Annotated in this window: 19 protein-coding genes; 16 read left to right on the top strand and 3 right to left on the bottom strand. The window is 67.7% G+C overall.

Features of this window, described 5'->3' with window-relative positions:
* Positions 1-9: 9 nt before the first annotated feature.
* Positions 10-990, bottom strand: coding sequence for a quinone oxidoreductase (locus tag J5M67_RS15600; RefSeq protein ID WP_207886245.1), 981 nt, complete (start codon positions 988-990; stop codon positions 10-12).
* 210 nt (positions 991-1,200) lie between these two features.
* On the opposite strand from J5M67_RS15600, the gene J5M67_RS15595 reads away from it, so the two are divergent.
* Positions 1,201-1,392, top strand: coding sequence for a hypothetical protein (locus J5M67_RS15595; RefSeq protein ID WP_207886244.1), 192 nt, complete (start codon positions 1,201-1,203; stop codon positions 1,390-1,392).
* A 150-nt stretch (positions 1,393-1,542) separates the two neighbouring features.
* On the opposite strand, the gene J5M67_RS15590 is transcribed toward J5M67_RS15595, so the two are convergent.
* Complete coding sequence (locus J5M67_RS15590; protein ID WP_207886243.1) at positions 1,543-1,779, bottom strand: hypothetical protein; 237 nt, start codon at positions 1,777-1,779, stop codon at positions 1,543-1,545.
* 177 nt (positions 1,780-1,956) lie between these two features.
* Here J5M67_RS15590 and J5M67_RS15585 point away from each other — a divergent pair, with 177 nt between their 5' ends.
* From J5M67_RS15585 to J5M67_RS15565, 5 genes are read left to right on the top strand one after another with little or no spacing between them, the layout of a single operon-like run.
* The gene (locus J5M67_RS15585; RefSeq protein ID WP_207886242.1) at positions 1,957-2,958 is read left to right on the top strand and encodes an HlyD family efflux transporter periplasmic adaptor subunit; all 1,002 of its coding nucleotides are present in this window, start codon (positions 1,957-1,959) and stop codon (positions 2,956-2,958) included.
* Positions 2,958-4,757, top strand: coding sequence for an ATP-binding cassette domain-containing protein (locus J5M67_RS15580; protein WP_207886241.1), 1,800 nt, complete (start codon positions 2,958-2,960; stop codon positions 4,755-4,757). The genes J5M67_RS15585 and J5M67_RS15580 overlap by 1 nt, the downstream gene beginning before the upstream one ends.
* Positions 4,754-5,884 (top strand): ABC transporter permease, encoded by a 1,131-nt coding sequence (locus tag J5M67_RS15575; RefSeq protein WP_207886240.1) that lies wholly within the window; start codon positions 4,754-4,756, stop codon positions 5,882-5,884. Before J5M67_RS15580 ends, J5M67_RS15575 begins: the two co-directional genes overlap by 4 nt.
* Positions 5,885-5,887: 3 nt before the next feature.
* A complete protein-coding gene (locus J5M67_RS15570) occupies positions 5,888-6,991 on the top strand; it encodes an ABC transporter permease (protein ID WP_207886239.1) in 1,104 nt (367 codons plus the stop codon).
* Between the two features lie 10 nt (positions 6,992-7,001).
* A complete protein-coding gene (locus J5M67_RS15565; protein ID WP_207886238.1) occupies positions 7,002-8,498 on the top strand; it encodes an efflux transporter outer membrane subunit in 1,497 nt (498 codons plus the stop codon).
* Here J5M67_RS15565 and J5M67_RS15560 read toward each other — a convergent pair.
* The gene (locus tag J5M67_RS15560) at positions 8,495-9,118 is read right to left on the bottom strand and encodes a DUF4157 domain-containing protein (protein WP_207886237.1); all 624 of its coding nucleotides are present in this window, start codon (positions 9,116-9,118) and stop codon (positions 8,495-8,497) included. The genes J5M67_RS15565 and J5M67_RS15560 overlap by 4 nt on opposite strands.
* 273 nt (positions 9,119-9,391) lie before the next feature.
* Between J5M67_RS15560 and J5M67_RS15555 the strand changes: the two genes are divergently transcribed.
* The 10 genes from J5M67_RS15555 (at position 9,392) to J5M67_RS15510 (ending at position 23,527) form a co-directional block, all read left to right on the top strand.
* Positions 9,392-9,796 carry an SgcJ/EcaC family oxidoreductase gene (locus tag J5M67_RS15555; RefSeq protein WP_207886236.1) on the top strand — a complete coding sequence of 135 codons (405 nt, stop codon included), beginning with the start codon at positions 9,392-9,394 and terminating at the stop codon, positions 9,794-9,796.
* Positions 9,793-10,278, top strand: coding sequence for an ATP-binding protein (locus J5M67_RS15550; protein WP_207886235.1), 486 nt, complete (start codon positions 9,793-9,795; stop codon positions 10,276-10,278). The genes J5M67_RS15555 and J5M67_RS15550 overlap by 4 nt, the downstream gene beginning before the upstream one ends.
* 51 nt (positions 10,279-10,329) lie before the next feature.
* Positions 10,330-11,268 (top strand): class I SAM-dependent methyltransferase, encoded by a 939-nt coding sequence (locus J5M67_RS15545; RefSeq protein ID WP_207886234.1) that lies wholly within the window; start codon positions 10,330-10,332, stop codon positions 11,266-11,268.
* Between the two features lie 229 nt (positions 11,269-11,497).
* Positions 11,498-13,147 carry a VRR-NUC domain-containing protein gene (locus J5M67_RS15540; RefSeq protein ID WP_207886233.1) on the top strand — a complete coding sequence of 550 codons (1,650 nt, stop codon included), beginning with the start codon at positions 11,498-11,500 and terminating at the stop codon, positions 13,145-13,147.
* The gene (locus J5M67_RS15535) at positions 13,144-15,459 is read left to right on the top strand and encodes an ATP-dependent DNA helicase (protein ID WP_207886232.1); all 2,316 of its coding nucleotides are present in this window, start codon (positions 13,144-13,146) and stop codon (positions 15,457-15,459) included. The genes J5M67_RS15540 and J5M67_RS15535 overlap by 4 nt, the downstream gene beginning before the upstream one ends.
* 683 nt (positions 15,460-16,142) lie before the next feature.
* The gene (gene imuA, locus J5M67_RS15530) at positions 16,143-16,757 is read left to right on the top strand and encodes a translesion DNA synthesis-associated protein ImuA (protein ID WP_207886231.1); all 615 of its coding nucleotides are present in this window, start codon (positions 16,143-16,145) and stop codon (positions 16,755-16,757) included.
* A 7-nt stretch (positions 16,758-16,764) separates the two neighbouring features.
* The gene (locus J5M67_RS15525; RefSeq protein ID WP_207886230.1) at positions 16,765-18,174 is read left to right on the top strand and encodes a DNA polymerase Y family protein; all 1,410 of its coding nucleotides are present in this window, start codon (positions 16,765-16,767) and stop codon (positions 18,172-18,174) included.
* Positions 18,171-21,257, top strand: a complete 3,087-nt coding sequence (locus J5M67_RS15520) for an error-prone DNA polymerase (RefSeq protein WP_207886229.1) — start codon at positions 18,171-18,173, stop codon at positions 21,255-21,257. Before J5M67_RS15525 ends, J5M67_RS15520 begins: the two co-directional genes overlap by 4 nt.
* Positions 21,258-21,922: 665 nt before the next feature.
* Positions 21,923-22,276: a DUF1428 domain-containing protein gene (locus tag J5M67_RS15515; RefSeq protein WP_207886228.1), complete on the top strand. Its 354-nt coding sequence runs from the start codon at positions 21,923-21,925 to the stop codon at positions 22,274-22,276.
* A 315-nt stretch (positions 22,277-22,591) separates the two neighbouring features.
* The gene (locus tag J5M67_RS15510) at positions 22,592-23,527 is read left to right on the top strand and encodes a LysR family transcriptional regulator (RefSeq protein WP_207886227.1); all 936 of its coding nucleotides are present in this window, start codon (positions 22,592-22,594) and stop codon (positions 23,525-23,527) included.
* Positions 23,528-23,588 lie beyond the last annotated feature (61 nt).

Here is a 23,588-nt window from a genome sequence, read left to right as displayed (position 1 = left end):
CGAGTCACCTCAGATGACGAAGATCGACGAACCGGTGGTTTTGCGCGATTCGAGGTCGCGGTGGGCCTGCACGGCATCTTCCAGCGCGTAGTGCTGGTTGATCTCGATGCGGATGTCGCCATTGCCGACGTGGGTGAACAGCTCATCCAGCAGCGCAGCCTTCTCCGCCGGGTCGGCGATGTAGTCGGCCAGCGCCGGGCGGGTGAGGAAGATCGAGCCCTTCATCGCCAGCAGGACCGGGTCGAACGGCGGGATCGGCCCGGACGCGGTGCCGACGCAGACCATCAGGCCACGGCGCTTGAGCGAGTCCAGGGAGGACATGAAGGTATCCTTGCCGACGCTGTCGAACACCACGTCCACGCCACGGCCGTCGGTCAGCTCACGGACTCGCGAAGCGACGTCTTCACGGCTGTAGTCGATGACCTCCGAGCAGCCGTGGGCTAGGGCGACCTGGGCCTTGGCTTCGCTGGAAACGGTGCCGATCACCCGCAGGCCGAGCAGACGCGCCCACTGCGAGACGATCAGGCCCACGCCACCGGCGGCGGCGTGCAGCAGGATGCTGTCGCCAGGCTTGAAGTCGTGGATGCGGCGCATCAGGTAGGCCGAGGTCAGGCCGCGCATGGTCATCGCGGCGGCGGTCTCGAAAGCGATGCTTTCGGGCAGGCGGATCAGCGGTGCGGCGGGCACCAGGCGCTCGGTGCTGTAGGCGCCCAGGGTATTGATGAAGCCGGTGTAGGTGACCCGGTCGCCGGGGACGACGTTGTGCACGCCCTCGCCCACCGCCACCACCACCCCTGCGGCTTCCACACCCATGCCGCTGGGCAGGGGCACCGCGTAGGTCCCATTACGGAAGTAGGTGTCCGCGTAGTTCAGCCCTACGGCAACGTGGCGCAGGCGAACCTGCCCCGGGCCGGGATCGCCGACCTCCACGTCCTCGTAACGCAGGACTTCGGGACCCCCGGTTTCATAGAAACGAACGGCTTTGGCCATGCCGGATTCTCCAGTCTGTCTTGTTTTTTTTTAGTGGGCGGATGCCCATGGATCGGACTCTAGGGAGGGGGCCGGACAGCCGCTTCACATCGAACGACAGGGGCTTTTCATTTCGTGACAGAGGGGTGGCGCCGTTCGTCAGGCGCGCGCAGACAGGGGCGCCAAGGCGCGTTCACTGGTGGGTAGGACAGCCAATGGGAGGATGCAGACATGCGAGGATTCATCGCGCTGCTGCTGGCGGGCGTACTGGCCGTCGCCCTGGGCGGATCGTCCTGTAGCGGCCACAACGGACCCGCCGAGCACAATGTCGCGCCGCCGCCGAAGCCGCAGATGACCGACGACATCAATATCGGTTACCGGGGGATTGACCCGCAGCAGGTGCAGGTCATCCCACGGCGCTGATCGCACAGGTAGAGCGCAGCGCTGCTCTCGTAGGAGCGGAGCTTCTCCGCGATTCGCCGGCAAGGCCGGCGACAGATGGAGTCGCGCCCCGGCCACAGGGGTATTGGGCCGTTCGCGAGCAAGCTCGCTCCTACAAAGAGCGCCCGCGCCCTACGGGTGCCGCAGATGGGCGCCGAGGATCAGGCGCGCCGCCACCATCGCCACTAGCCCGCACCCGACGAAGAGGACGACGATCACGATGCCCTCGCGGCGGGCCATGAAGTCCGTCAGCGCGGCCAGGCCGATGGCCAGCACGAACATTACCAGGCCGAACCACTGCAGCATCTGCACGCGGCGGAACCAGGGGGACTGTTTGACGGCCTGAAGTTTCTCCATTTCGTCGTTCATGACAGCGCTCCCGTTGGGGTTGCCTCTCCACGCTAACAGCAAACCCCGCCGTTGTCCGCGCAGCTGACGAAACGCGCTCCGGGCTGTCTGCGACGCGCCGTCGCCCTGCTTTTGCTGCTCCGGCGGCGAATAACTGGCTATCCTTCACCGGGCTGTCACGAAACAGGGAAGGACTACATGCCGAAGAAGCTGTTGCTGGTCGTCATTCTGGTGCTGTTGCTGGGGGGCGGGTCATGGTGGTACCTGCAATCCCGCGAAAGCGGAGACAAGGGACTGGTGCTCTACGGCAACGTCGATATCCGCCAGGTCTCGCTGGCCTTCATCGGCAGCGAGCGCATCGCCAAAATGAACGTCGATGAAGGCGACCTGGTGAAGGCCGGCGACGTGCTGGCCAGCCTCGACACCCGCGCCCTGCGACTGCAGATCGACAAGGCCCGGGCGCAAATCGCCGCGCAGGAGCAGAACCTGCTGCGTCTGAAGAACGGCTCGCGCCCCGAGGACATCGACCGCGCGAAGGCCCAGGACCAGGCCGCCCGCGCCCAGCTCGACCTCGCCAACACCCAGTTGCGCCGCCTGCAGAACATTCGCGCCAACAGCCCCGGCGGCCGCGCCGTGAGCCAGCAGGACATCGACAGCGCCACCTCGCAGCAGAAAGTCGCCCAGGCCCAGCTGGAAGACCGCCAGAAATCCCTGCGCCTGGCGCAGATCGGCCCGCGCGCCGAGGACATCGCCCAGGCCGAGGCCCAGCTCGCCGCCGCCCGCGCCGACCTCGCCCTGCTCCAGCACAACCTCGACGAAGCCGACCTCAAGGCGCCGCAGAACGCCACCGTGCGCTCGCGCCTGCTGGAACCCGGCGACATGGCCTCGCCGCAGCGCCCGGTGTATTCCCTGGCGCTCACCGACCCGAAATGGATTCGCGCCTACGTCAGCGAAATCAACCTGGGACGGATCAAGCCGGGCATGAAAGCCCAGGTATTCACCGACAGCCACCCGGACCAGGCCATCGACGGCCACATCGGCTTCATCTCCTCGGTGGCCGAGTTCACCCCGAAATCGGTGCAGACCGAGGAGCTGCGCACCAGCCTCGTCTACGAGGTGCGCGTGCTGGTGGCCGACCCGGACAACCGCCTGCGCCTGGGCATGCCGGCCACGGTGCGCTTCGCCGACGAGCCGCACTGATGGCGCCTGTTCAGAAACGCCTCAACGAAGGTCCGGTAATCCGCGCCGAGGGTCTGGCCAAGCACTTCCTGGTGAAAGAGTCGGACAAGACGGTACAGGCACTCAAGGACATCAGCCTGGACATCCCGCGCGGCCAGCTCACCGCGCTGGTCGGCCCGGACGGCGCCGGCAAGACCACCTTCCTGCGCCTGGTCGCCGGGCTTCTGCAGGCCGACGCCGGCAGCCTGACGGTGCTGGACCTGGACGTCCACGCCCACCCGCAGCAGGTGCAGGACCGCATCAGCTACATGCCGCAGCGCTTCGGCCTCTACGAAGACCTGAGCGTGCAGGAGAACCTCGACCTCTACGCCGACCTGCACGGCGTACCGCACCCGCAACGCATCGAGCGCTACCAGCGCCTGCTGGAGATGACCGACCTGGCACGCTTCACCGAGCGCCCGGCGGGCAAGCTCTCCGGCGGCATGAAACAAAAGCTGGGCCTGGCCTGCACCCTGGTGCGCTCGCCGGACCTGCTGCTGCTCGACGAGCCCACCGTCGGCGTAGACCCGCTGTCGCGCCGCGAACTGTGGGAAATCATCCAGCAACTGATCGAGCAGGAGCAGCTCAGCGTGCTGGTCTCCACCTCCTACATGGACGAGGCCGAGCGCTGCGCCGAAGTCTTCCTGCTGCACCAGGGCCAACTGATGGCCAAGGGCGACCCGGCGTCGATCCGCCAGCACGCCGATAACCTCTGCTTCATCGCCACGCCGCCGCAGGACCAGCCCGCGCGCACCCTGCAGGCGCGACTGCTGGAGGACCACCACAACATCGTCGATGCCGTACCGCAATCGGGCGAAGTGCGCTTCATCCGCCAGCCGGACGCGGACCAGGCGGTGCTGGACAAGCTGCTCGACGGCGCGCCGGTCCGCCCGGTGGAGGCGCGGCTGGAAGACGGCTTCATGTTCCTGCTGCGCGCCCGCAGCGATGCCGAGGCGGTGGACATGGAGTCGCTGAAGACCGGCACGCATCGTCACGAAGACGGCCAGGCCAATGGCGAGGAAGCGGTGATCGAAGTGAAGGACCTGGTGCGCAAGTTCGGCGACTTCACCGCCGTGGCCAGCACTAGCTTCAGCGTACGCCGCGGGGAAATCTTCGGCCTGCTCGGGCCCAACGGCGCCGGCAAGACCACCACCTTCCGCATGCTCTGCGGGCTGCTGCCGGCCACCAGCGGCACCCTGCAGGTAGCCGGGGTCAACCTGCGCCACGCGCGGGCCCAGGCGCGGCGCAAGGTCGGTTACGTGTCGCAGAAGTTCTCCCTCTACGGCAACCTCTCGGTGGCCGAAAACCTGCGCTTCTTCGGCGGAGCCTATGGCCTGATCGGCAAGCGCCTGAGCCAGCGGATGGAAGCGGTGTCGCGGCAGTTCGACCTCGCCGGCCAGGAAGACGCGCCCAGCGGCCAGTTGCCCGGTGGCTTCAAGCAGCGCCTGGCCATGGCAGTGGGGCTGCTCCACGAGCCGGAAATCCTCTTCCTCGACGAACCCACCAGCGGCGCCGATCCCCTCGCCCGCCGGGGCTTCTGGCAGCGCATCACGGCGCTGGCGGCCTCCGGCACCACCATCATCATCACCACCCACTTCATGGAAGAAGCCGAATACTGCGACCGCATCGTCATCCAGGACGCCGGCAAGCTGCTGGCCATGGGCACCCCGCAGGAAGTCCGCGAACAGGCCGGCGGCCACGGAAGCACGCTGAACATGGAACAGGCCTTTATTGAAATCGTGGAAAGCAACCGCGAACAGGCCAGGGCGGGCGCGGCATGAGCACCGGCGGCTTCTGGCGACGTCTCGCCTCGCTGACCCGCAAGGAAGTGCGGCAGCTGGTGCGCGACCGCAGCAACCTGCTGATCGGCATCGGCCTGCCCATCGCACTGATCCTGATCTTCGGCTACGGCCTGTCGCTGGACGTGAAGCGCGCCATCGTCGCCATCGTCCTCGACGATCCCTCGCCGATTGCCCGCGACGTGGCCGCCAGCATCAGCCACACCGACTACCTGATACCACACCAGGTGCGCTCCCTCGCCGAGGGCGAGGCGTTGATGAAGGCCCGCGAGGTGGACGCGCTGGTGCAGTTCCCCTCCGACTTCACCCGCCGCCTGAATGAAGGCAACGCGCAGATCCAGGTGCTGGTGCAGGGCTCGGACGCCACCCGTGCCGCCAGCGTCGCCACTTATGTCGGCAGCGCCCTGGCCGGCTGGGGCGAGAAGCAGGCCGACCGCAGCGCCGGTGCCCAGAGTCAGGGCGGCGCCGTCACCATCGTCCAGCGCATGTGGTTCAACGCCGCCAACACCAGCACCTGGTATCTGGTGCCGGGGCTGATCGTGCTGATCATGACCCTGGTTGGCGCCTTCCTCACCGCCCTGGTGATGGCCCGCGAGTGGGAGCGCGGCACCCTGGAGGCGCTGTTCGTCACCCCGGTGCGGCCGGTGGAAATCCTCCTGGCGAAGATCATCCCCTGCTTCGGCATCGGCATGATCGGCCTCGCCCTCTGCCTGCTCGCCGCGCGCCTGCTGTTCGACGTGCCGCTGTACGGCTCCTTCGTCGTGCTGCTGGTCGCCTCCATGCTCTACATGCTGGTGGCCCTGGGGATCGGTCTGCTGATCTCGGCGATGACCAAGAACCAGTTCCTCGCCAGCCAGATCGCCCTGCTCGCCAGCTTCCTGCCGGCCATGATGCTCTCGGGCTTCATCTTCGACCTGCGCAACGTGCCCACCGCCATCCGCGTGGTCGGCGACCTGCTGCCGGCGACCTACTTCATGGAACTGGTGAAATCCCTGTTCCTGGCCGGCAACTTCTGGCCGATGATCCTCAAGGACTGCGCGATTCTAGCCGCCTACGCCATGGTCCTGCTGGGCCTGGCGCGGCTGGTGACGCGCAAGCGACTGGACTGAACCATGGAATTCTTCTGGCGCATTCTCAACCTCTGGCGCAAGGAACTGCTGGTGATCCTCAAGGATCCGGCCAACCGCATCGTGCTGGTGGTGCCGGTGTTGCTGCAGAGCGTGCTGTTCGGCTACGCGGTGACCTTCGACCTTAACGACGCCCCCTACGCCCTGCTTGACCTCAGTAATGGCGAGGCGTCCCGCGAGCTGGCCTCGCGCCTGGACGGCAGCGGCATCTTCCACCGGGTGGCGACGCTCACGCGGGTGGAGGAAATCCAGACGGTGATAGACGAACAGAAGGCGTTGCTGGTGGTGCATATCCCGTCCGACTTCCAGACCCGCCTGGCGCAGAACGATCCGGCGCCGATCCAGGTCATCCTCGACGGGCGCAACTCCAACACCGCCGGCTCCGCCGCGGCCGGCGTGGCCAATATCGTCATCGACTTCAACCGCAGCCGGGGCCAGGCGGCACCGCCGCTGAGCGTGGTCAGCCGCGCCTGGTACAACCCCAATCTGGAAACCCGCTGGCCGCTGATCCCGGCGCTGATCGCCACCCTGAGCATGATGCAGACACTGATGCTCACCGCCCTCTCGGTGGCCCGCGAGCGCGAACAGGGCACTTTCGACCAGCTTCTGGTAACGCCCTACACGCCGCTGGAAATCATGCTCGGCAAGGCCATCCCGCCAACCCTGATCGGCCTGGCGCAGGCCAGCCTGGTACTGCTGATGGCGCTGTTCTGGTTCCGCATCCCCATGGCCGGTTCGCTGCTCGACCTCTACGGCGGGCTGGCGGTATTCACCGTCGCCTGCGTCGGGCTGGGCATGTCGATTTCCGCCATCTCGCTGAACATGCAGCAGGCCATGCTCTACACCTTCGTGCTGATCATGCCGCTGACGCTGCTCTCCGGCCTCGCCACGCCGGTGCGCAACATGCCGGAATTCCTGCAGGTGGTCACCTACGCCAACCCGCTGCGCTTCGGCATCGACCTGATCCAGCGCATCTACCTGGAAGGCGCCAGCCTCGCCAGCGTGTCGCTCAACCTGGTCCCCATGCTGGTGGTGGCCGCCGTCACCCTGCCGCTCGCCTCGTGGCTGTTCCGCCACCGCCTGGCGTGAGAGAGACCCCATGAAGCATTTCCCCACTCCCCTCGCCTGCTGCCTGATCCTGCTCGCTGGCTGCGCCGTCGGCCCCGACTATGAGGCGCCGCAGACTCAGAGTCCGGCCAGTTGGCAGGCAGCCCATTCCGGCCAAGCGGCGCTGCCGCCCGGCGCCGGCACCACCCGGCTCGCCGAGGACTGGTGGACGCTGTTCAACGACCCCGTGCTGAACAACCTGCAACGCCGCGCCGACAAGGCCAGCCCGGACCTCAACACCGCCGTGCTGCGCTTCGCCCAGAGCCGCATGCAGCGGCAGATGGTGGCGTCCCAGCGCGGTGTGGACGTCAACGCCTCGGCGGCGGTCAACCGCCAGCGCATGAGCGAGAACGGCGCCAACGCGCTGATGATCCAGCGCATCGCGCCGGGCGCGAACAGCGAGCAGATCAGCAAGGTTCTCGCCGAACCCTTCACCCTCTACCAGGCCGGCTTCGACGCCTCCTGGGAGCCGGACCTGTGGGGCCGCATCCGCCGCTCCATCGAATCCGCCGATGCCAGCGTGGCGGCGCAGGCGGCGATGCTCGACGAAGTGCGCCTGGGCGTCGCGGCGGAACTGTCCCGCGCCTACTTCGAGCTGCGCGGCGTGCAACAGCAGATCGCCGTGACCCGCCAGGATCTGGCTGCCACCGAGGAGTCGCTGCAACTGATTCAGGCCCGCGCCGATGGCGGGCTGGTGGACGATTTCGACGTCGAACGCCAGCGCGGCCAGCTCGCCGACCTGCGCTCGCGCCTGCCGCAGCTGCTGGCCAGCGAAAGCGCGGCGATCAACCAGATCGGCGTGCTGATCGGCGCCGAGCCCGGCAGCCTGCGCGACGAACTCAAACCCGTTGCCGCAGCCGAACCGCAAACGCCGGACCTCAGCCTCGGTCTGCCCTCGGAGCTTGCCCGTCGCCGCCCGGACATCCGCGCCGCCGAGGCCCAGTTGCACGCGGCCACGGCCAATATCGGCGTGGCGGTGGCCGATCTCTACCCGACCATCCGACTGGGCGCGCGTTTCGGTTTCGAATCCACCGAGGACGGCCACCTCGGCGACTGGGGCAGCCGCACCTGGAGCGTTGGCCCGAGCCTCTCGGTGCCGATCTTCGACAATGGCCGGCGACGCTCCAGCATCAACCTGCGCAAACTGGAGCAGCAGGAAGCCGCCGTGGCCTACCAGCAGACCGTGCTCAAGGCCTGGCAGGAAGTCGACGACAGCCTCAGCCAGTACGGTGCCGAACGCCAGCGCAACCGCCAGTTGCAGGACAAGCAGCGCAGCGCCGACATCGCCTACGGCATGGCCAAGGCGCGTTACGCCGGCGGGATGACCGACTTCCTGGTGGAACTGGACGCCCAGCGCGCCTACCTGCAATCGCGCCGCGACCTGGTGGACAGCGATACCCAGCTGCGCCTGAGCCTGATCGCCCTGTGCAAGGCGCTCGGTGGCGGGACGCCTACGCCAGAGGCTGCCGGAGCCTCCGCCAGCCGCTAGTGCTGTACGGCGGCCGTCTGCCGGCTGTCGCGCAGGTCCTTGGCTACCCGCCGCTGCATGGCGTAGGCCGGCATTTCCACGGCCTCGTAGTCGTCGCTGTAGCGGCTGGCGAAGCCCTGCACGCCCCACTCCTGGAACTGCTTCACGTGCCACAGCTCGTGGGCCCAGAGGGCGACGTCGTTCTGCGCGTCTTCCTCGCGGCGGAAGACGATCACGTCCACCAGAGTGACGGCCTCGGTGTCGGGGTTCTGCATCATGGTCTGGGCGGCGTTCAGTTCGTCCAGCGCGCCGGTGGAATAGCGCGCCGCCATCAGCACCTCATCCGGGAAATAGGCTTGGAGCTGCGCGCGGATTTCCAGCGGAATCGGCTGGGTGCCGCCCTGCTCCGCCTGGTCGCGGGACTGCTGCAGCCACACGCCCAGCGCCTGCCCGGCCATCTTGCGGGTATCGGCGATCACCGGACCGAGCACGGCGCCCAGGTCCGGCAGGCAGACGCAGGTGTCCAGGCAGACCTGGCGCTGCCCCGTGGGGCAGCTGACGGCGGGCGTTTCGGCGGACATGACCAACCCGGCGAGCAGCGCCAGCGCGCGCAGGATGCGGGTTGGATGGGGGGATGGCATGGGGGTGCTCCGCTACAGCGAGGAGAAAGACTTGGCCGTTGGACCACGGCGCGGCGCGATCATGCCATGACGCCAGCAAAAAAAGAGTGCTGGCGCGACGGACGAAACTTCTGCTAGCTTCTGACCCCATGAATGCCGCCAACCGCACCTTCCAGCAGATTATTACCACCATCGCTCCGATGGTGGGTTAGCGCATTCCGCGAACAACCAAACCCGCCTCCCGGCGGGTTTTTTAATGCCCGCCGTCCGAGGCTCCCGATCGAGGAGACACTGATGGACCTGGCAAACCACCCTGCACCGCATCCCGTGCAAGCGCTCATCCAGGCCGCCGACGAAGCCATCGGCCGCGAGGATTTCGACGCGCTGCTGGCGTTCTACACCGACGATGCCGTGCTGGTGGTCAAGCCCGGCCTGCTGGCGCGCGGCAAGGAGCAGATCCGCCGCGCCTTCGTCGCCATCGCCGAGCATTTCGGGCACAAGCTGCGGGTACGCCAGGGTCGCCTGGAAATCCTCGAAACCGGCGACACCGCTCTGGTGGTCGCGCAGACCCTGCTCGACACCCGCCACGGCAAGCTGAGCCGCCGCGCCACCTACGTGTTCCGCCGCGAGGCCGACGGCGCCTGGCGCTGCGCCGTGGACAACTCCTATGGCACCGACCTGCTGGAGGCCTCGACATGAGTACCGGCACATTGCACTTGTTGTGCGGCAAGGCCGCGTCGGGCAAATCCTGCCTCGCGCGGCAGCTGGCCGAGGCGCCGGGCACCGTGATGCTGGCCGAGGAACAATGGTTGGCCGAACTCTTCCCCTGGGGCATCAGCAACCCCGACGACTACCAGCTCTACGCCCGCCGCGTGCGCAAGGTCATGGGCCCGCACGTGGTCGGCCTGCTGCGCGCCGGCACCAGCGTGGTGCTGGACATCCCTGCCAACACACTGGCCGACCGCCGCTGGCTGATCGACCTGGCGCAGCAGGCCGGCGCCGCGCACTGCCTGCATTTCCTCGACGTCGACCCGGCCACCTGCCGCAGCCGCCTGCTGGCGCGCCACGCCCTGGCGCCCCTGGCCGCGCCGCTGGACCCGGCCGGCTACGAGGCGCTCAACCGCTACTTCGTCGCCCCGCGTCCGGAGGAAAAGCTGCAGGTGCGGCGCCATGGCGCGTAGAATCGCCGCCCCGATTGGCCCCAATCGCCTGAACTCAGAAAGACCAGAAAGATGAACACCGAAGCCATCGCCACCCTTCGCGAGCAACTGCTCAGCGCCCTGAACCCCGCCCCCGCGGAAACCCGCCGCCTGTTCCATGGCCGCGGCCGCCGCTGGCCGGGGTTGGAGCAGGTCACCGCCGACTGGCTGGAAGGCGTGCTGCTGGTGTCGCTATTCCGCGAGCCGGCCGAAGACGAACTGGCCGCGCTGCGGGCGATGCTGGTGAAAGTGGCACAAGGCGATATCTGGCGCGCCACCGGCGCCCGCAGCCTGATGCTGCAGCACCGCTACACCCTGGAAAGCACCATGGAAGTGCTGTTTGGCGAAGCCTTCGACGGCTGGCAGATCAGCGAACACGGCCTGCGCTACCAGTTGGACCTGGGCCGCAAGCAGAACAACGGCCTGTTCCTCGACATGCGCTACGGCCGCCAGTGGGTGCAGGCCAACGCCAAAGACCTGCGCGTGCTCAACCTGTTCGCCTACACCTGCGGCTTCTCGGTGGCGGCGATTGCCGGCGGCGCGCAGAAGGTGGTCAACCTCGACATGGCCCGCGCCGCCCTCAGCCGTGGCCGCGACAACCACCGCCTGAACGGCCACGACCTGTCGAAGGTCAGCTTCCTCGACCACGACCTGTTCAAGTCCTGGGGCAAGGTGAAGAAATCCGGCCCGTACGACCTGATCATCATCGACCCACCGAGCTTCCAGAAAGGCAGCTTCGTCCTCGACAAGGACTACGCCCGCGTCCTGCGCCGCCTGCCGGAGCTGCTGGACGGCACCGGCACCGTGCTGGCCTGCGTGAACGATCCGGCCGTGGGCGTGGACTTCCTCCTCCAGGGCATGGCTGCCGAGGCGCCGCAGCTGCGCTTCGTCGAGCGCCTGGAAAACCCGCCGGAGTTTGCCGATATCGAGGAAGACAGCGGGCTCAAGGCACTGGTGTTCCGGCTGGATTGATCCGGTGAAACACCGTGGGGCGTGAAGAGCGTCCGTAGGATGGCGTGGAGCGAAGCGATACCCATCGATCCTGCGCACCTAGCCGCATGGGTATCGCAAGCTCCACCCATCCTACAAAAGAGCCCCTCAGCCGATGTCGGACATATCCCGATAAAAGGCCGCCACAACCCTTGCGGCCAAGCCCCCATCACGCCATCCTTGCCACTGTATGTAAAACCAGTGCCTGCCGATGTCCGCGCCGCTCGACCCCAGCCTTTACTACCTGACCAACTTCCACCGCGCCCTCGACTGGATCGACGAACGCTACGCCGACCTGCTCGACGCCGAGGAAGCCCGGTTCATCGCCGATTTCCGCTCCCTGCCGCTGCCCTCGCGGGCGCTGCTGGTGCGGCTGGTGATGCGCAAGGGGCCGCATTTTCGCGCCGGCAAGCTGAGCTACGCGGAGATCGGTGACATCCCCAGTGCCGCTGCGCCGCTGCTGGAGCTGGGCTGGCTGGACGACGCCTGCCCGCTGGCATTGGAAGAGCTGCTGCCGCTGCTGCTCAAGGACGAATTGCTCGCGCGCTTTCGCGATGACCTGCCGCGCGGCACGCTGAAGAAGGCTGAGCTCTACGAGCACCTGCACGCCTACCACGGGCAGGTGCAGCCCTTCGGCGCCTGGTATCCGGACCTCGACCCGCTCTACACGCTGATGGCGACACCGCTGTGCGACCGCCTGCGCCTGCTGTTCTTCGGCAACCTGCAGCAGGACTGGTCCGAATTCGTCCTCGCCGACCTCGGCATCTTCCGTTACGAAAGCGTGCCCTTCACCGCCGATTCCCGCGCCTTCCGCCGCCGCGACGACTTGGAGGCCTACATCCACCTGTGGAACGGCGCCGTCCGCTTCGATAGCGGCGACCCCATCGCCGAGCTGCTGGCCGAACTGGGCGATTTCCACAGCGACAACCCCTACCTGCAAGCCCGCCACGGCCGCCTGCTGTACCGCATGGCCTACCAGCTGGAGCGCGAAGGCGAGCTGGACGCCGCGCTGGCGCTGTACCAGCGCACCACCGCCGGAGGTTCGCGACAGCGGCAGATCCGAGTGCTGGAACGCCTGCAACGCTTCGAGGAAGCCCACGCGCTGGTCCAGGCCGCACTGGCCGAGCCGGAAAGCGATGGCGAGCTGCAGCTTGTAGAGCGCGCGCTGACCCGGCTGGTCCGCCAGCTCGGTCTGCCGAAGGAGAAAGCCGCCAAGGCCGTGCCGCCGCTGCGCATCGACCTGGAGCTGCAGCGCCCGGACGTCAACGTCGAGTTCGCCGTGCAGGCCGTCCTCCATGAGGACGAAGCGCCGGTGCACTACGTTGAAAACGCGCTGGTCTGCAGCCTGTTCGGCCTGCTCTGCTGGGAGGTGATCTTCGCGCCGCTGCCCGGCGCCTTCTTCCACCCCTTCCAGGCCGGCCCCAGCGACCTCTACCGCAGCGACTTCGTCAGCCGCCGTGCCGAAGCCTTTGCCGCACGCCTGGCGTTGCTGGACAGCGACGCGTACCGGACGGCGATCCGCGAAACCTGGGCCGCCAAGTCCGGCATCCTCTCCCCCTTCGTGCACTGGGACCTGCTCGACGAAAACCTGCTGGAACAGGCGCTGCACTGCCTGCCGGCGGCGCACCTGAAGCTGTGGTTCGAACGCCTGCTGGCCGACCCTAAGGCCAACCGCGCCGGCATGCCCGACCTGATCCAGTTCTGGCCCGGCGAGGCGCGCTACCGGATGATCGAGGTGAAAGGCCCCGGCGACCGCCTGCAGGATAACCAGAAGCGCTGGCTGGCCTTCTGCGCCGAGCACGGCATGCCGGTGGAAGTCTGCTACGTGCGCTGGGCGGACGAAATGGCGGAAAGCGCGTGAGCTACGCTATCGCCGTGCGCGCGCTGTGCGAATTCACCGCCAAGGAAGGTGACCTCGACCTGCGCTTCACCCCCGCCCCCACGGCTCAGGAAGGCATGGCCGGGCACGCCACGGTGGTCTCCCGCCGGGGGCTGGGCTACATCGCCGAATTGCCGTTGCGCGGCGAATATCCGGGGCTGGTGGTCAGCGGCCGCGCCGACGGCTACGACCCGAGCGAAAACCTGCTGGAAGAGATCAAGACCCACCGCGGCGACGTCGCGCGCATCCCGCAGAACCACCGGCTGCTGCACTGTGCGCAGGTGAAGGTCTACGGCTGGCTCCTGTGCCAGACGCTGGAGATCGACGCCATCGATCTCGCCGTCGTCTACTTCAACGTCATCACCCAGAAGGAAACCGAGTTCCGCGAGCGCTTCGCCGCCGAGGACCTGCGCGCCTTCTTCGAGCTGCAATGCCAGCGCTTCGTGCAGTGGGCCGAGCAGGAAAGCGCCCACCGCGTCGAGCGCGACCAGGGACTGGAAGCGCTGCGCTTCCCCTATGCCGACTTCCGCCAGGGCCAGCGCATGCTCGCCGAGTCGGTCTACCGCGCCGCCCGTGACGGCCAGACCCTGATGGCGCAGGCCACCACTGGCATCGGCAAGACTCTCGGCACGCTGTTCCCGCAGCTCAAGGCCTTCCCCGGCCAGCAGCTGGACCGACTGTTCTTCCTCACCGCCAAGACCCCCGGCCGACGCCTGGCCCTGGACGCCCTCGCCACGTTGCGCCAGCAGGAGGCCGCCCAGCCGCTGCGGGTACTGGAGCACGTCGCCCGCGACAAGGCCTGCGAGCACCCGGACAAGGCCTGCCACGGCGAATCCTGCCCGCTGGCCAAGGGGTTCTACGACCGCCTGCCCGCCGCCCGCGAGGCCGCGCTCAAGCAGTGCTGGCTGACCCAGGAAGCGGTGCGCCAGGTGGCGCTGGAGCACCAGGTCTGCCCGTACTACCTGAGCCAGGAGCTGTGCCGCTGGTCCGACGTGGTGGTGGGCGACTACAACTACTACTTCGACATGACCGCCCTGCTCTACGGCCTCACCGTGCTCAACGACTGGAAGGTCACCCTGCTGGTGGACGAGGCGCATAACCTCATCGAGCGCGGCCGCGGCATGTACAGCGCCGAGCTGGACCAGGGCGAGTTCAACGCCCTGCGCAAGGTCGCCCCGGCCAAGCTGAAAAGCGCGCTGGAGCGCGTCGGCCGGCACTGGAACCAGCTGCACCAGGACCAGGATGCGGAGTACCAGATCTACCCGACCATCCCCGACCTGTTCATCGCCGCGCTGCAGAAGGCCGTCAGCGCCATCACCGACCACCTCACCGACCAGCCCACCGGCAACGAGGCCGAGCTGCTGCGCTTCTACCTCGACGCCATGCTGTTCTGCCGGCTGGCCGAGGCCTACGGGCCGCACTCGCTGTTCGACATAACCCGCCACGACGTCAGCGCGCGGCGGGTGCTCTCGACCCTGTGCCTGCGCAACGTGGTGCCGGCGCCCTTCCTCGCCGAGCGCTTCAAGGTGGCCCACAGCACCACGCTATTCTCCGCCACCCTGACCCCGGCGCACTACTACGCCGACCTCCTCGGCCTGCCCGAAGACACCGGCTGGCGTGAGGTGGAATCGCCCTTCCACGCCCAGCAGCTGGAAGTCCACACGCTGAGCAACCTGTCCACCCGCTACCAGCACCGCGAGGCCAGCCTCACGCCGATCAGCACCCTGATGGCCCGGCAGTTCCGCGCGCGCCCCGGCAACTACCTGGCCTTCTTCAGCAGCTACGCCTACCTGCAGCAGGCGCTGGAGCGCTTCACCGCCGAGCACCCGGATATTCCCTGTTGGGTGCAGTCGCGCAGCATGAACGAGATCGAGCGCCAGGCCTTTCTCGACCGTTTCACCACCCAGTCACGCGGCATCGGCTTCGCCGTGCTCGGCGGCGCTTTCGGCGAAGGTATCGACCTGCCGGGCGAGCGGCTGATCGGCGCCTTCATCGCCACGCTGGGCCTGCCGCAGGTGAACGAGGTCAACGAGGAGATCAAGCAGCGCATGCAGGGGATGTTCGGCGACGGCTACGACTACACCTACCTGTTCCCCGGCTTGCAGAAGGTCGTCCAGGCGGCCGGGCGGGTGATCCGCACGACGACGGATTCGGGGGTGATCTACCTGCTGGATGACCGCTTCAACCAGCCGGCGGTGAGGAGGTTGCTGCCGGGGTGGTGGAAGCCGGAGCGGTTGAAGTTCATCGCCGACCCGCCGCGGTTCAAGGCGCCGCAGGGGTATCTGCTGCTGTAGCCCTTTGCACGAAGCCCTTGTAGGAGCGGGCCTTGTCCGCGAAATCCATCGCGGTGGATTGAGAAGGTACAGGGATACTCCGCGTACGGCCTGCCGACGATTCGCGGAGAAGCTCCGCTCCTACGAGAGCGGCAAAGCCAGCGCCCAGGCTTTGGCTCTTGAAGTCTTCCAGAGAAACCTCCGCACACGCCGAATGCCCCGTTCAGGAGGCCTCGTTGAAGCGGAGTTTCAGGGGTTGAGCGACATGGATGTCGCGAGAGCTGCGATGGGCCAGGGATGGCCCTTCGCAGCGTGCCCCTGAAACTTCGATTCAGCGAGGGCATTTTTCGCCCCAAGCGAAAAACCGGATGTCCGGGGCAAGACCTTTTGGTTCCTTTTGGGAGGGCGGCTATCCGACGTTTGCCAAAAGGGACTCGCCCGAGGGGGCGAAACACAAAGTCTGCGCGCGCACCGCAGCGACGCGTAACACCCAAACTAGAAGCATCGCGGACAGAGTCCGCTCCTACAGGCCAACCCCGGCGAGCCTGAATAGCCTCCAGACCAACCACCATTGACGGCCCCATTCCACCGGATAAACTGTATATCCATACAGCCATATTCGAGCCACCCATGCCCCGCCATCCCATCCCCCAGCTCGCCCGCCGGACGCATGACCGCCTCCGCTCGCCGACCAGGAGCGCGTGATGGGCAGCGTAGTCGCGCTCGACACCCTGTTTAACCAGCGCCAGGTCTGGAAGGGTCAGCCCCAGGGTCTGCCGCCCAACCTGCAACCCACCGGCCATGCCGCGCTGGATGCCGTCCTGCCCAGCGGCGGTTGGCCGGAAGCGGCGCTCAGCGAAATCCTCCTGGCCGCCGAAGGCACCGGCGAACTGCAGCTGGTCTGGCCGACCCTTGCGCGGCTCAGCGCGGCGGGAGAGCGCATCGTGCTGGTCGCACCGCCCCACATCCCCTACCCGGCCGCCTGGCAGGCCGCCGGCGTCATACTGGACCAGCTCACCATCGTCCAGGCAACCGGTCGCGATGCGCTCTGGGCCGCCGAGCAGTGCCTGCGCTCGGGCAGTTGCGGCGCCGTGCTGTGCTGGCCGCAGCAAGCCGACGACCGCGCCCTGCGCCGCCTGCAGGTGGCCGCCGAAACCGGGCAGACCCTGGCCATCGCCTACCGCTCGCAGCGCGAAGCACTCAACCCGTCGCCCGCCGCGTTGCGCCTGGCGCTGGACGCCAACCCGGCGCAACTGCGCGTGCTCAAGTGCCGTGGCGGCCTGGCGCCGGCGCGGCCCATCCCGCTGCCCTGGCACTGAGGCCGCCATGCTCTGGGCCTGCATTCTCCTGCCGCAGCTGGCGATGGACGGCGTGCTGCGCGGCCGCTCCGAGCCGGACGCCGCCCTGGCGCTGCTCGCCGGACCGCCCCAGCGCCGTGTGCTGCAAGCGGTGAACCCGGCCGCGCGGGCGCTGGGCCTCAAGCCCGGCCAGTCTCTCACCGCCGCCCAGGCCCTGAGCCGCGACTTCGAAACCGCCGAATACGACCTGCGCGACGTGCAGCGCTGGCAGAACCTGCTGGCCGCCTGGGCCTACGGCTTCAGCTCGCAGGTCAGCCAGCATTACCCGCGCGCGCTGCTGCTGGAGGTAGAGTCCAGCCTGCAACTGTTCGGCCCCTGGCCGCGCTTCGAAGCGCGCCTGCGCGAGGAGTTGAGCGGACTGGGCTTCCGCCATCGCATCACCGCCGCGCCCAATCCGGCCGCGGCGCGCATCCTCGCCAACGGCCACGACGGCCTGGCGATCCACGACAACCAGCAGCTGCGCCAGTACCTGGGCCGGATGCCGCTGGAGCGCCTGGGCCTGGACCGCGACGCCGCCACCTCCCTGGGCCGCATGGGCCTGCGCAGCCTGCAGCAGCTGCTCGTCCTGCCCCGCGAGAGCCTGGCCCGGCGCTTCCCGCCGCAGGTGCTGCGGCAGGTCGACACCCTGCTCGGTCAGCGCCCGCTGACCCTGGAGTTCTACCGGCCGCCGGACCGCTTCGAGTCGCGCATCGAACTGAACTTCGATGTGGAATCCACCCAGGCACTGCTGTTCCCGCTGCGCCGCCTGACCGCCGACCTCGCCGCCTTCCTCGCCGGGCGCGACAGCGGCGTGCAGCGCTTCGTCCTCTATCTGGAGCACCACGAAGGCAGCGACACGCAGATGCCGGTCGGCCTGCTCAGCGCCGAGCGCGAGGCAGCGATGCTCTTCGAGCTGACCCGTGGCCGCCTGGAACAACTGCAACTGCGCGCCCCGGTGCACAGCGTGCGGCTGCTGGCTGACGACCTGCCGCCCTTCGTGCCGCAGCACCGCGAGCTGTTCGACGACCGCCCGCAGCAGTCGCTGCCCTGGGAACAGCTGCGCGAACGCCTGCGCGCACGCCTGGGCGACGACGCCGTACACAGTCTCGGTGGCCGCGCCGACCATCGCCCCGAGCGCGCCTGGCAAGACAGCACCACGCCGCTGCAGATCGTCACCGATGACCCGCGCCCCGGCTGGCTACTGGCCGAACCCCAACCGCTGCGCGAATTCGCCCCGGCGCTGCTGGCCGGGCCCGAGCGCATCGAATCCGGCTGGTGGGACGGCGAGGACATCCGCCGCGACTACTACCAGGTGCGCACCCGCAGCGGCCAGCGCGCCTGGGCGTTCCGCCCGGTGGGCGACGACGGGCCATTGCTGCTGCACGGCTGGTTCGCATGAGCGCGCCGGCCGAAGGCATCGGCTATGCCGAGCTGCATTGCCTGTCCAACTTCAGCTTCCAGCGCGGCGCCTCCAGCGCGGCCGAGCTGTTCGAGCGGGCAAAGAAGCTCGGCTACCGGGCACTGGCGATCACCGACGAATGCAGCCTGGCCGGCATCGTCCGCGCCTGGCAGGCGGCGAAGGAACACAAAGTCCCGCTGATCACTGGCAGCGAACTGGCCATCGAGCAAGGCCCAAAGCTGGTGCTGCTGGCGGAGAACCTGACCGGCTACGAGAACCTCTGCCGCCTGCTCACCCACGCCCGGCGCCGCGCGGAGAAAGGCAGCTATCGCCTGGTGCGCGCGGACTTCGACGGCAGCCTCGACCACCTGCTGGCGATCTGGCTGCCGCGAGACGACGGGGACGACGACGGCCGCTGGCTACGGGAGCTGTTTCCTGAACGCCTGTGGCTCGGCGTCGAGTTGCACAAGGGGCCGGACGACGCCAGCAAACTGCGCCGCCTGCAGGAACAAGCCGTACGCCTGGGCATCCCCGCCGTGGCCTGCGGCGACGTGCACATGCACGCCCGTGGCCGCCGCGCCCTGCAGGACTGCATGACCGCCATCCGCCAGCACCTGCCGGTGCACGAGGCCGGCCGGTTTCTCTATCCCAATGGCGAACGGCATCTGCGGCCGTGGGAGGCACTGGCGTCGATCTACCCCGCCGAGTTGCTGGCAGAGACGCTGAAGATTGCCGGGCGCTGTACCTTCGATCTGAGCGATCTGAAGTACCAATACCCGCGCGAGCTGGTGCCCGAAGGGCATACGCCCACTACCTGGCTGCGGGAGAAGACCGAGGAAGGCATCAAGCGGCGCTGGCCCGATGGCGAAACCGAGAAAACGCGCACACAGGTGGAATACGAGCTGGAGCTGATCGCCGAGCTGGGCTACGACAGCTACTTCCTCACCGTCCACGACATCGTCGCCTTCGCCCGCAGCCAGAACATCCTCTGCCAGGGACGCGGCTCGGCGGCCAACTCGGTGGTCTGTTTTGCCCTGGGCATCACCGAACTGGACCCATCCAAGGCCAAGCTGCTGTTCGAACGCTTCATCTCCCGCGAGCGCAACGAGCCGCCGGACATCGACGTCGACTTCGAGCACGACCGCCGCGAGGAGGTCATCCAGTACGTGTTCCGCCGTTATGGCCGCAGCCGCGCCGCGCTCACCGCCGTGGCCAGCACCTACCGGGGCGCCGGCGCGGTACGCGACGTGGCCAAGGCGCTGGGGCTGCCGCCGGACCAGATCGGCGCGCTGGCCGACTGCTGCGGCAGCTGGAGCCGTGAAGCGCCGCCGCCCGAGCGCCTGGTGGAAGCCGGTTTCGACCCGGACAGCCCGATTCTGCGCCGCGTGCTGGCCCTGACGTCGCAACTGGTCGGCTTCCCCCGGCACCTGTCGCAGCACCCCGGCGGCTTCGTCATTTCCCAGCAGCCGCTGGAAACCCTGGTGCCGGTGGAAAACGCGGCGATGCCCGAGCGCACCCTGATCCAGTGGGACAAGGACGACCTCGACGCCGTCGGCCTGCTCAAGGTCGACGTGCTCGCTCTCGGCATGCTCAGCGCCCTGCGCCGCTGCTTCAACCTGATCGCCGGCTATCGCGGCAAGCAATGGACCCTCGCCACACTGCCGCAGGACTGCGCCAAGACCTACGAAATGATCAGCCGCGCCGACACCGTGGGCGTATTCCAGATCGAGTCCCGCGCGCAGATGGCCATGCTGCCGCGCCTCAAGCCCGAAAAGTTTTATGACCTGGTCATCGAAGTGGCCATCGTCCGCCCCGGCCCGATCCAGGGCGACATGGTCCATCCCTATCTGCGGCGGCGGAACAAGGAAGAGCCGGTCGACTACCCCTCAGAGGAACTCAAGCCGGTATTCGAGCGCACTCTGGGCGTGCCGCTGTTCCAGGAACAGGTGATGCAACTGGCGATCATCGCCGCCAACTACAAGCCCGGGGAGGCCGATGACCTGCGCCGTTCCATGGCTGCCTGGAAACGCCACGGCGGGCTGGAGCCGCACCGCAAGAAACTGTTCGAACGCATGACCGCCAAGGGCTACGAACAGGAGTACATCGCGCGCATCTTCGAGCAGATCAAAGGCTTCGGCAGCTACGGCTTCCCCGAGTCCCATGCCGCCAGTTTCGCCCTGCTCACCTACGCCAGCTGCTGGCTGAAATGCCACGAGCCGGCGGCCTTCACCTGCGCGCTGATCAACAGCTGGCCCATGGGCTTCTACAGCCCCGACCAGTTGCTGCAGGACGCCCGCCGCCACGGTCTGGAAATCCGTCCGGTCGACGTGCGCTACAGCCACTGGGACTGCACCCTGGAGCCCATCGCCGACCGCCAGCCGGCGGTCCGCCTCGGCCTGCGCATGGTGCGCGGGCTGCGCGAAGAGGTCGCCAGTGCCATCGCCCAGGCGCGCGAACAACGCCCCTTCGCCGACGTCGCCGACCTCTGCCTGCGCGCCCACCTCGACGGCCGCGCCCGCGAACAGCTGGCCGACGCCGGCGCCCTGCGCGGCCTCGCCGGCCACCGGCACAAGGCGCGCTGGGCGATCGCCGGGGTCGAGCCGCAGCTGCCGCTGTTCGCAGGGCAAGTCACCGAGGAAGCGCCGGTCAGCCTGCCGCTGCCCAGCCGTGGCGAAGACCTGCTCACCGACTACGCGACCCTCGGCACCACCCTCGGTCCACACCCCATGACCTTGCTGCGCGGCGCCCTCAAGGCCCGCCGTTGCCGTAGTTCGCGCGACCTGCTGAAGCTGGAAGCCGACCGCCCGGTGCGCGTCGCCGGCCTCGTCGTCGGCCGCCAGCGCCCCGGCACCGCCAGCGGCGTCACCTTCGTCACCCTGGAAGACGAGTTCGGCATGATCAACGTGATCGTCTGGCGCGACCTCGCCGAACAGCAGCGCCGCCCCTTCCTCAGCGCCCACCTGATGCAGGTGGACGGCACCCTGGAAGCCAAGGATGGCGTGCGCCATGTGATCGCCGGAAGGCTGACGGATCTGAGCGAGCTGCTGGAAGGGCTGGATGTGCGGAGTCGGGATTTCCACTGAGCCCAGTTGGCGAACGAATCTCGCAGGAATGCAGGTTCGTAGGATGGTGTGGAGCGCAGCGATACCCATCACGGCGGATAGCTCGGCGTTGCCTGTAACTCTAATCGCGGGCATGGCCCGCTCCTACAAGAGACGCCTTGCACTCACCCGTAGGAGCGGGCCATGCCCGCGATGCTCTTGCTCTTGCTCTTGCTCTTGCTCTTGAAGACTTCCAGAGAAACCTCCGCGCACTCCGAGCGCCCCTTCAGGAGGCCGAGTGGAATCGGAGTTTCAGGGGTTGAGCGGCATGGATGCCGCGAGAGCCGCGATGGGCCAGGGATGGCCCTTCGCGGCGTGCCCCTGAAACTTCGATGGAGCGAGGGAAGTCCCGCGAAGCGGGACCCGGATGATGGGGCAAAGACCTTTGGTTACTTTCTGTCGTTTGAGAAAGTAACTCGCCCGAGGGGGCGAAACAGAAGACATCCGAGCACGCCGAAGCGGCGCAGAAACACCGAACAAGACGGCAGATAACCGCGAACAGTCGTACCCCAACGTGCCGGCTCCTGCCCCCTCGCCGACCGCCCGTCGCCCCACTCCTCCATCCTGTCGATCCCGCCCTTCGCCCTTCGACTACTGATCAAAGGCAGGCGGCATCCGGCCGTCCGTCCACCCGCAGGAGATGAACGATGACCTATGTCGATGGCTTCCTCGTACCAGTGCCCACCGCCAGCCGCGAGCGCTACATAGAGGTGGCGCGCAAGGCGGCGGCGATGTTCAAGGAGTACGGCGCGCTCGGCGTCGTCGAGTGCTGGGGCAACGACGTTCCCGAGGGCAAGGTGACCTCCTTCCCCATGGCGGTGAAGCTCAAGGAAGACGAGACCGTGGTGTTCTCCTGGATCACCTGGCCCAGCAAGGAAGTGCGGGACGCGGGCATGAAGAAGTTCATGGAGGACCCACGGATGAAGACCGAATTCAGTGACATGCCCTTCGACGGGCAACGCATGATCTTCGGCGGCTTCGAAGTGATAGTCCAAGCCTGATGCCGCCCAGTTCCAGCAACGTAGGGCGCATAACCTGGAACGGGTTATCCGCCAAACGGCGAATAACGCCCTATGTGATTCCATCCTGACGCCATGCGCTGGGCCTGTCGCAGGCATGGCCAGCTCCTACAGGTCGACCGCGCACTATTCCTGTAGGAGCGGGCCATGCCCGCGATAAGCGGACAAAGTCCGCACCGACATACCGCGCCAGACCTCGATACGCTCCCAATCCGTCCGCGAACGCGCTGCCTGGCCCCACTGGTGCCCTAACCCGAACAACGACACAATGACCCGCACTCCAGCATCGGACCCAGCATGATCACCCTCCGCCACATCGAAGTCTTCCGCGCGGTCATGACCACCGGCAGCGTCACCCGCGCCGCAGCGTTCCTGCACACCAGCCAGCCCACAGTGAGCCGCGAGCTGGCACGGCTGGAGCAACTGGTCGGCTTCGAGCTGTTCCTGCGCGAGCGCGGGCGGCTGGCGCCGACGGCGCGGGCGTTGATGCTGTTCGAGGAGGTGGAGCGTTCCTTCACCGGGCTGGACCGCATCGTCGCCTTCGCCGGGAGCCTGGGGCAGTTCGCCGAGGGCAAGTTCTCCATCGGCTGCCTGCCGGCGCTGTCCCAGGCGCTGCTGCCGGAAGCCTGCAAGCGTTTCAGCCGGGAGAACCCGGCCATCAGCCTGGAGGTGGCGGCGCTGGAGTCGCCGCACCTGGAGGAGGCGCTCAGCGCCCAGCACCACGACATCGGCCTGATCGAGAACGACGACGCACCCCGCGGCACCGAACTGCAGCCGCTGCTGGCGGTGGATGAGGTGTGCATCCTCCCGGACGGCCATCCGCTGCTGGCCCGCGAGCGCCTTGAAGCGGCGGACTTCGCCGGCCAGCCCTTCGTCAGCCTGGCCACCAGCGACCGCTACCGGCACCTGATCGACGCCGTATTCCTCGCTGCTGGGGTGCAGCGGCAGATGCAGGTGGAAACCCACAGCGCCGTCTCGGTGTGCAGCATGGTCCGCTCGGGATTGGGCCTGGCCGTGGTCAACCCGATCACCGCGCTGATGTTCCAGGGCCAGGGCATCCAGTTGCGCCCGCTGGCATTCTCGCTGCCGTTCCAGGTGAGCGTGGCAAAGCCGCTGTACCGCCCCGCCACGCCGCTGCGCGAACGCTTCGTGGCGGCGCTTCAGGCAGAAGCCGGGGTGCTGGTGCAGCGCCTGCGCGAGGCCGGCGTGGGCTGCACCCTATATCAAAATTGAATTGATCCGATAACAAGCGGCATTATTCAGACATGCAAAGGGCCGGTAGACTAGCGCCATC

The organism is Pseudomonas sp. 30_B, from assembly GCF_017491605.1.
Lineage (GTDB): Bacteria > Pseudomonadota > Gammaproteobacteria > Pseudomonadales > Pseudomonadaceae > Pseudomonas.
The sequence above is the reverse complement of the archived record's forward strand: the minus strand, read 5'-3'. Positions and strand labels throughout refer to the sequence as shown.

Coding starts and splice junctions, on each gene's coding strand:
- J5M67_RS15570 (WP_207886239.1), top strand. CDS start 5,888: ATGGAATTCTTCTGGCGCATTCTCAACCTCTGGCGCAAGGAACTGCTG.
- J5M67_RS15510 (WP_207886227.1), top strand. CDS start 22,592: ATGATCACCCTCCGCCACATCGAAGTCTTCCGCGCGGTCATGACCACC.
- J5M67_RS15515 (WP_207886228.1), top strand. CDS start 21,923: ATGACCTATGTCGATGGCTTCCTCGTACCAGTGCCCACCGCCAGCCGC.
- J5M67_RS15575 (WP_207886240.1), top strand. CDS start 4,754: ATGAGCACCGGCGGCTTCTGGCGACGTCTCGCCTCGCTGACCCGCAAG.
- J5M67_RS15550 (WP_207886235.1), top strand. CDS start 9,793: ATGAGTACCGGCACATTGCACTTGTTGTGCGGCAAGGCCGCGTCGGGC.
- J5M67_RS15525 (WP_207886230.1), top strand. CDS start 16,765: ATGCTCTGGGCCTGCATTCTCCTGCCGCAGCTGGCGATGGACGGCGTG.
- J5M67_RS15585 (WP_207886242.1), top strand. CDS start 1,957: ATGCCGAAGAAGCTGTTGCTGGTCGTCATTCTGGTGCTGTTGCTGGGG.
- J5M67_RS15565 (WP_207886238.1), top strand. CDS start 7,002: ATGAAGCATTTCCCCACTCCCCTCGCCTGCTGCCTGATCCTGCTCGCT.
- imuA (WP_207886231.1), top strand. CDS start 16,143: ATGGGCAGCGTAGTCGCGCTCGACACCCTGTTTAACCAGCGCCAGGTC.
- J5M67_RS15540 (WP_207886233.1), top strand. CDS start 11,498: ATGTCCGCGCCGCTCGACCCCAGCCTTTACTACCTGACCAACTTCCAC.
- J5M67_RS15520 (WP_207886229.1), top strand. CDS start 18,171: ATGAGCGCGCCGGCCGAAGGCATCGGCTATGCCGAGCTGCATTGCCTG.
- J5M67_RS15600 (WP_207886245.1), bottom strand. CDS start 990: ATGGCCAAAGCCGTTCGTTTCTATGAAACCGGGGGTCCCGAAGTCCTG.
- J5M67_RS15590 (WP_207886243.1), bottom strand. CDS start 1,779: ATGAACGACGAAATGGAGAAACTTCAGGCCGTCAAACAGTCCCCCTGG.
- J5M67_RS15560 (WP_207886237.1), bottom strand. CDS start 9,118: ATGCCATCCCCCCATCCAACCCGCATCCTGCGCGCGCTGGCGCTGCTC.
- J5M67_RS15580 (WP_207886241.1), top strand. CDS start 2,958: ATGGCGCCTGTTCAGAAACGCCTCAACGAAGGTCCGGTAATCCGCGCC.
- J5M67_RS15545 (WP_207886234.1), top strand. CDS start 10,330: ATGAACACCGAAGCCATCGCCACCCTTCGCGAGCAACTGCTCAGCGCC.
- J5M67_RS15555 (WP_207886236.1), top strand. CDS start 9,392: ATGGACCTGGCAAACCACCCTGCACCGCATCCCGTGCAAGCGCTCATC.
- J5M67_RS15595 (WP_207886244.1), top strand. CDS start 1,201: ATGCGAGGATTCATCGCGCTGCTGCTGGCGGGCGTACTGGCCGTCGCC.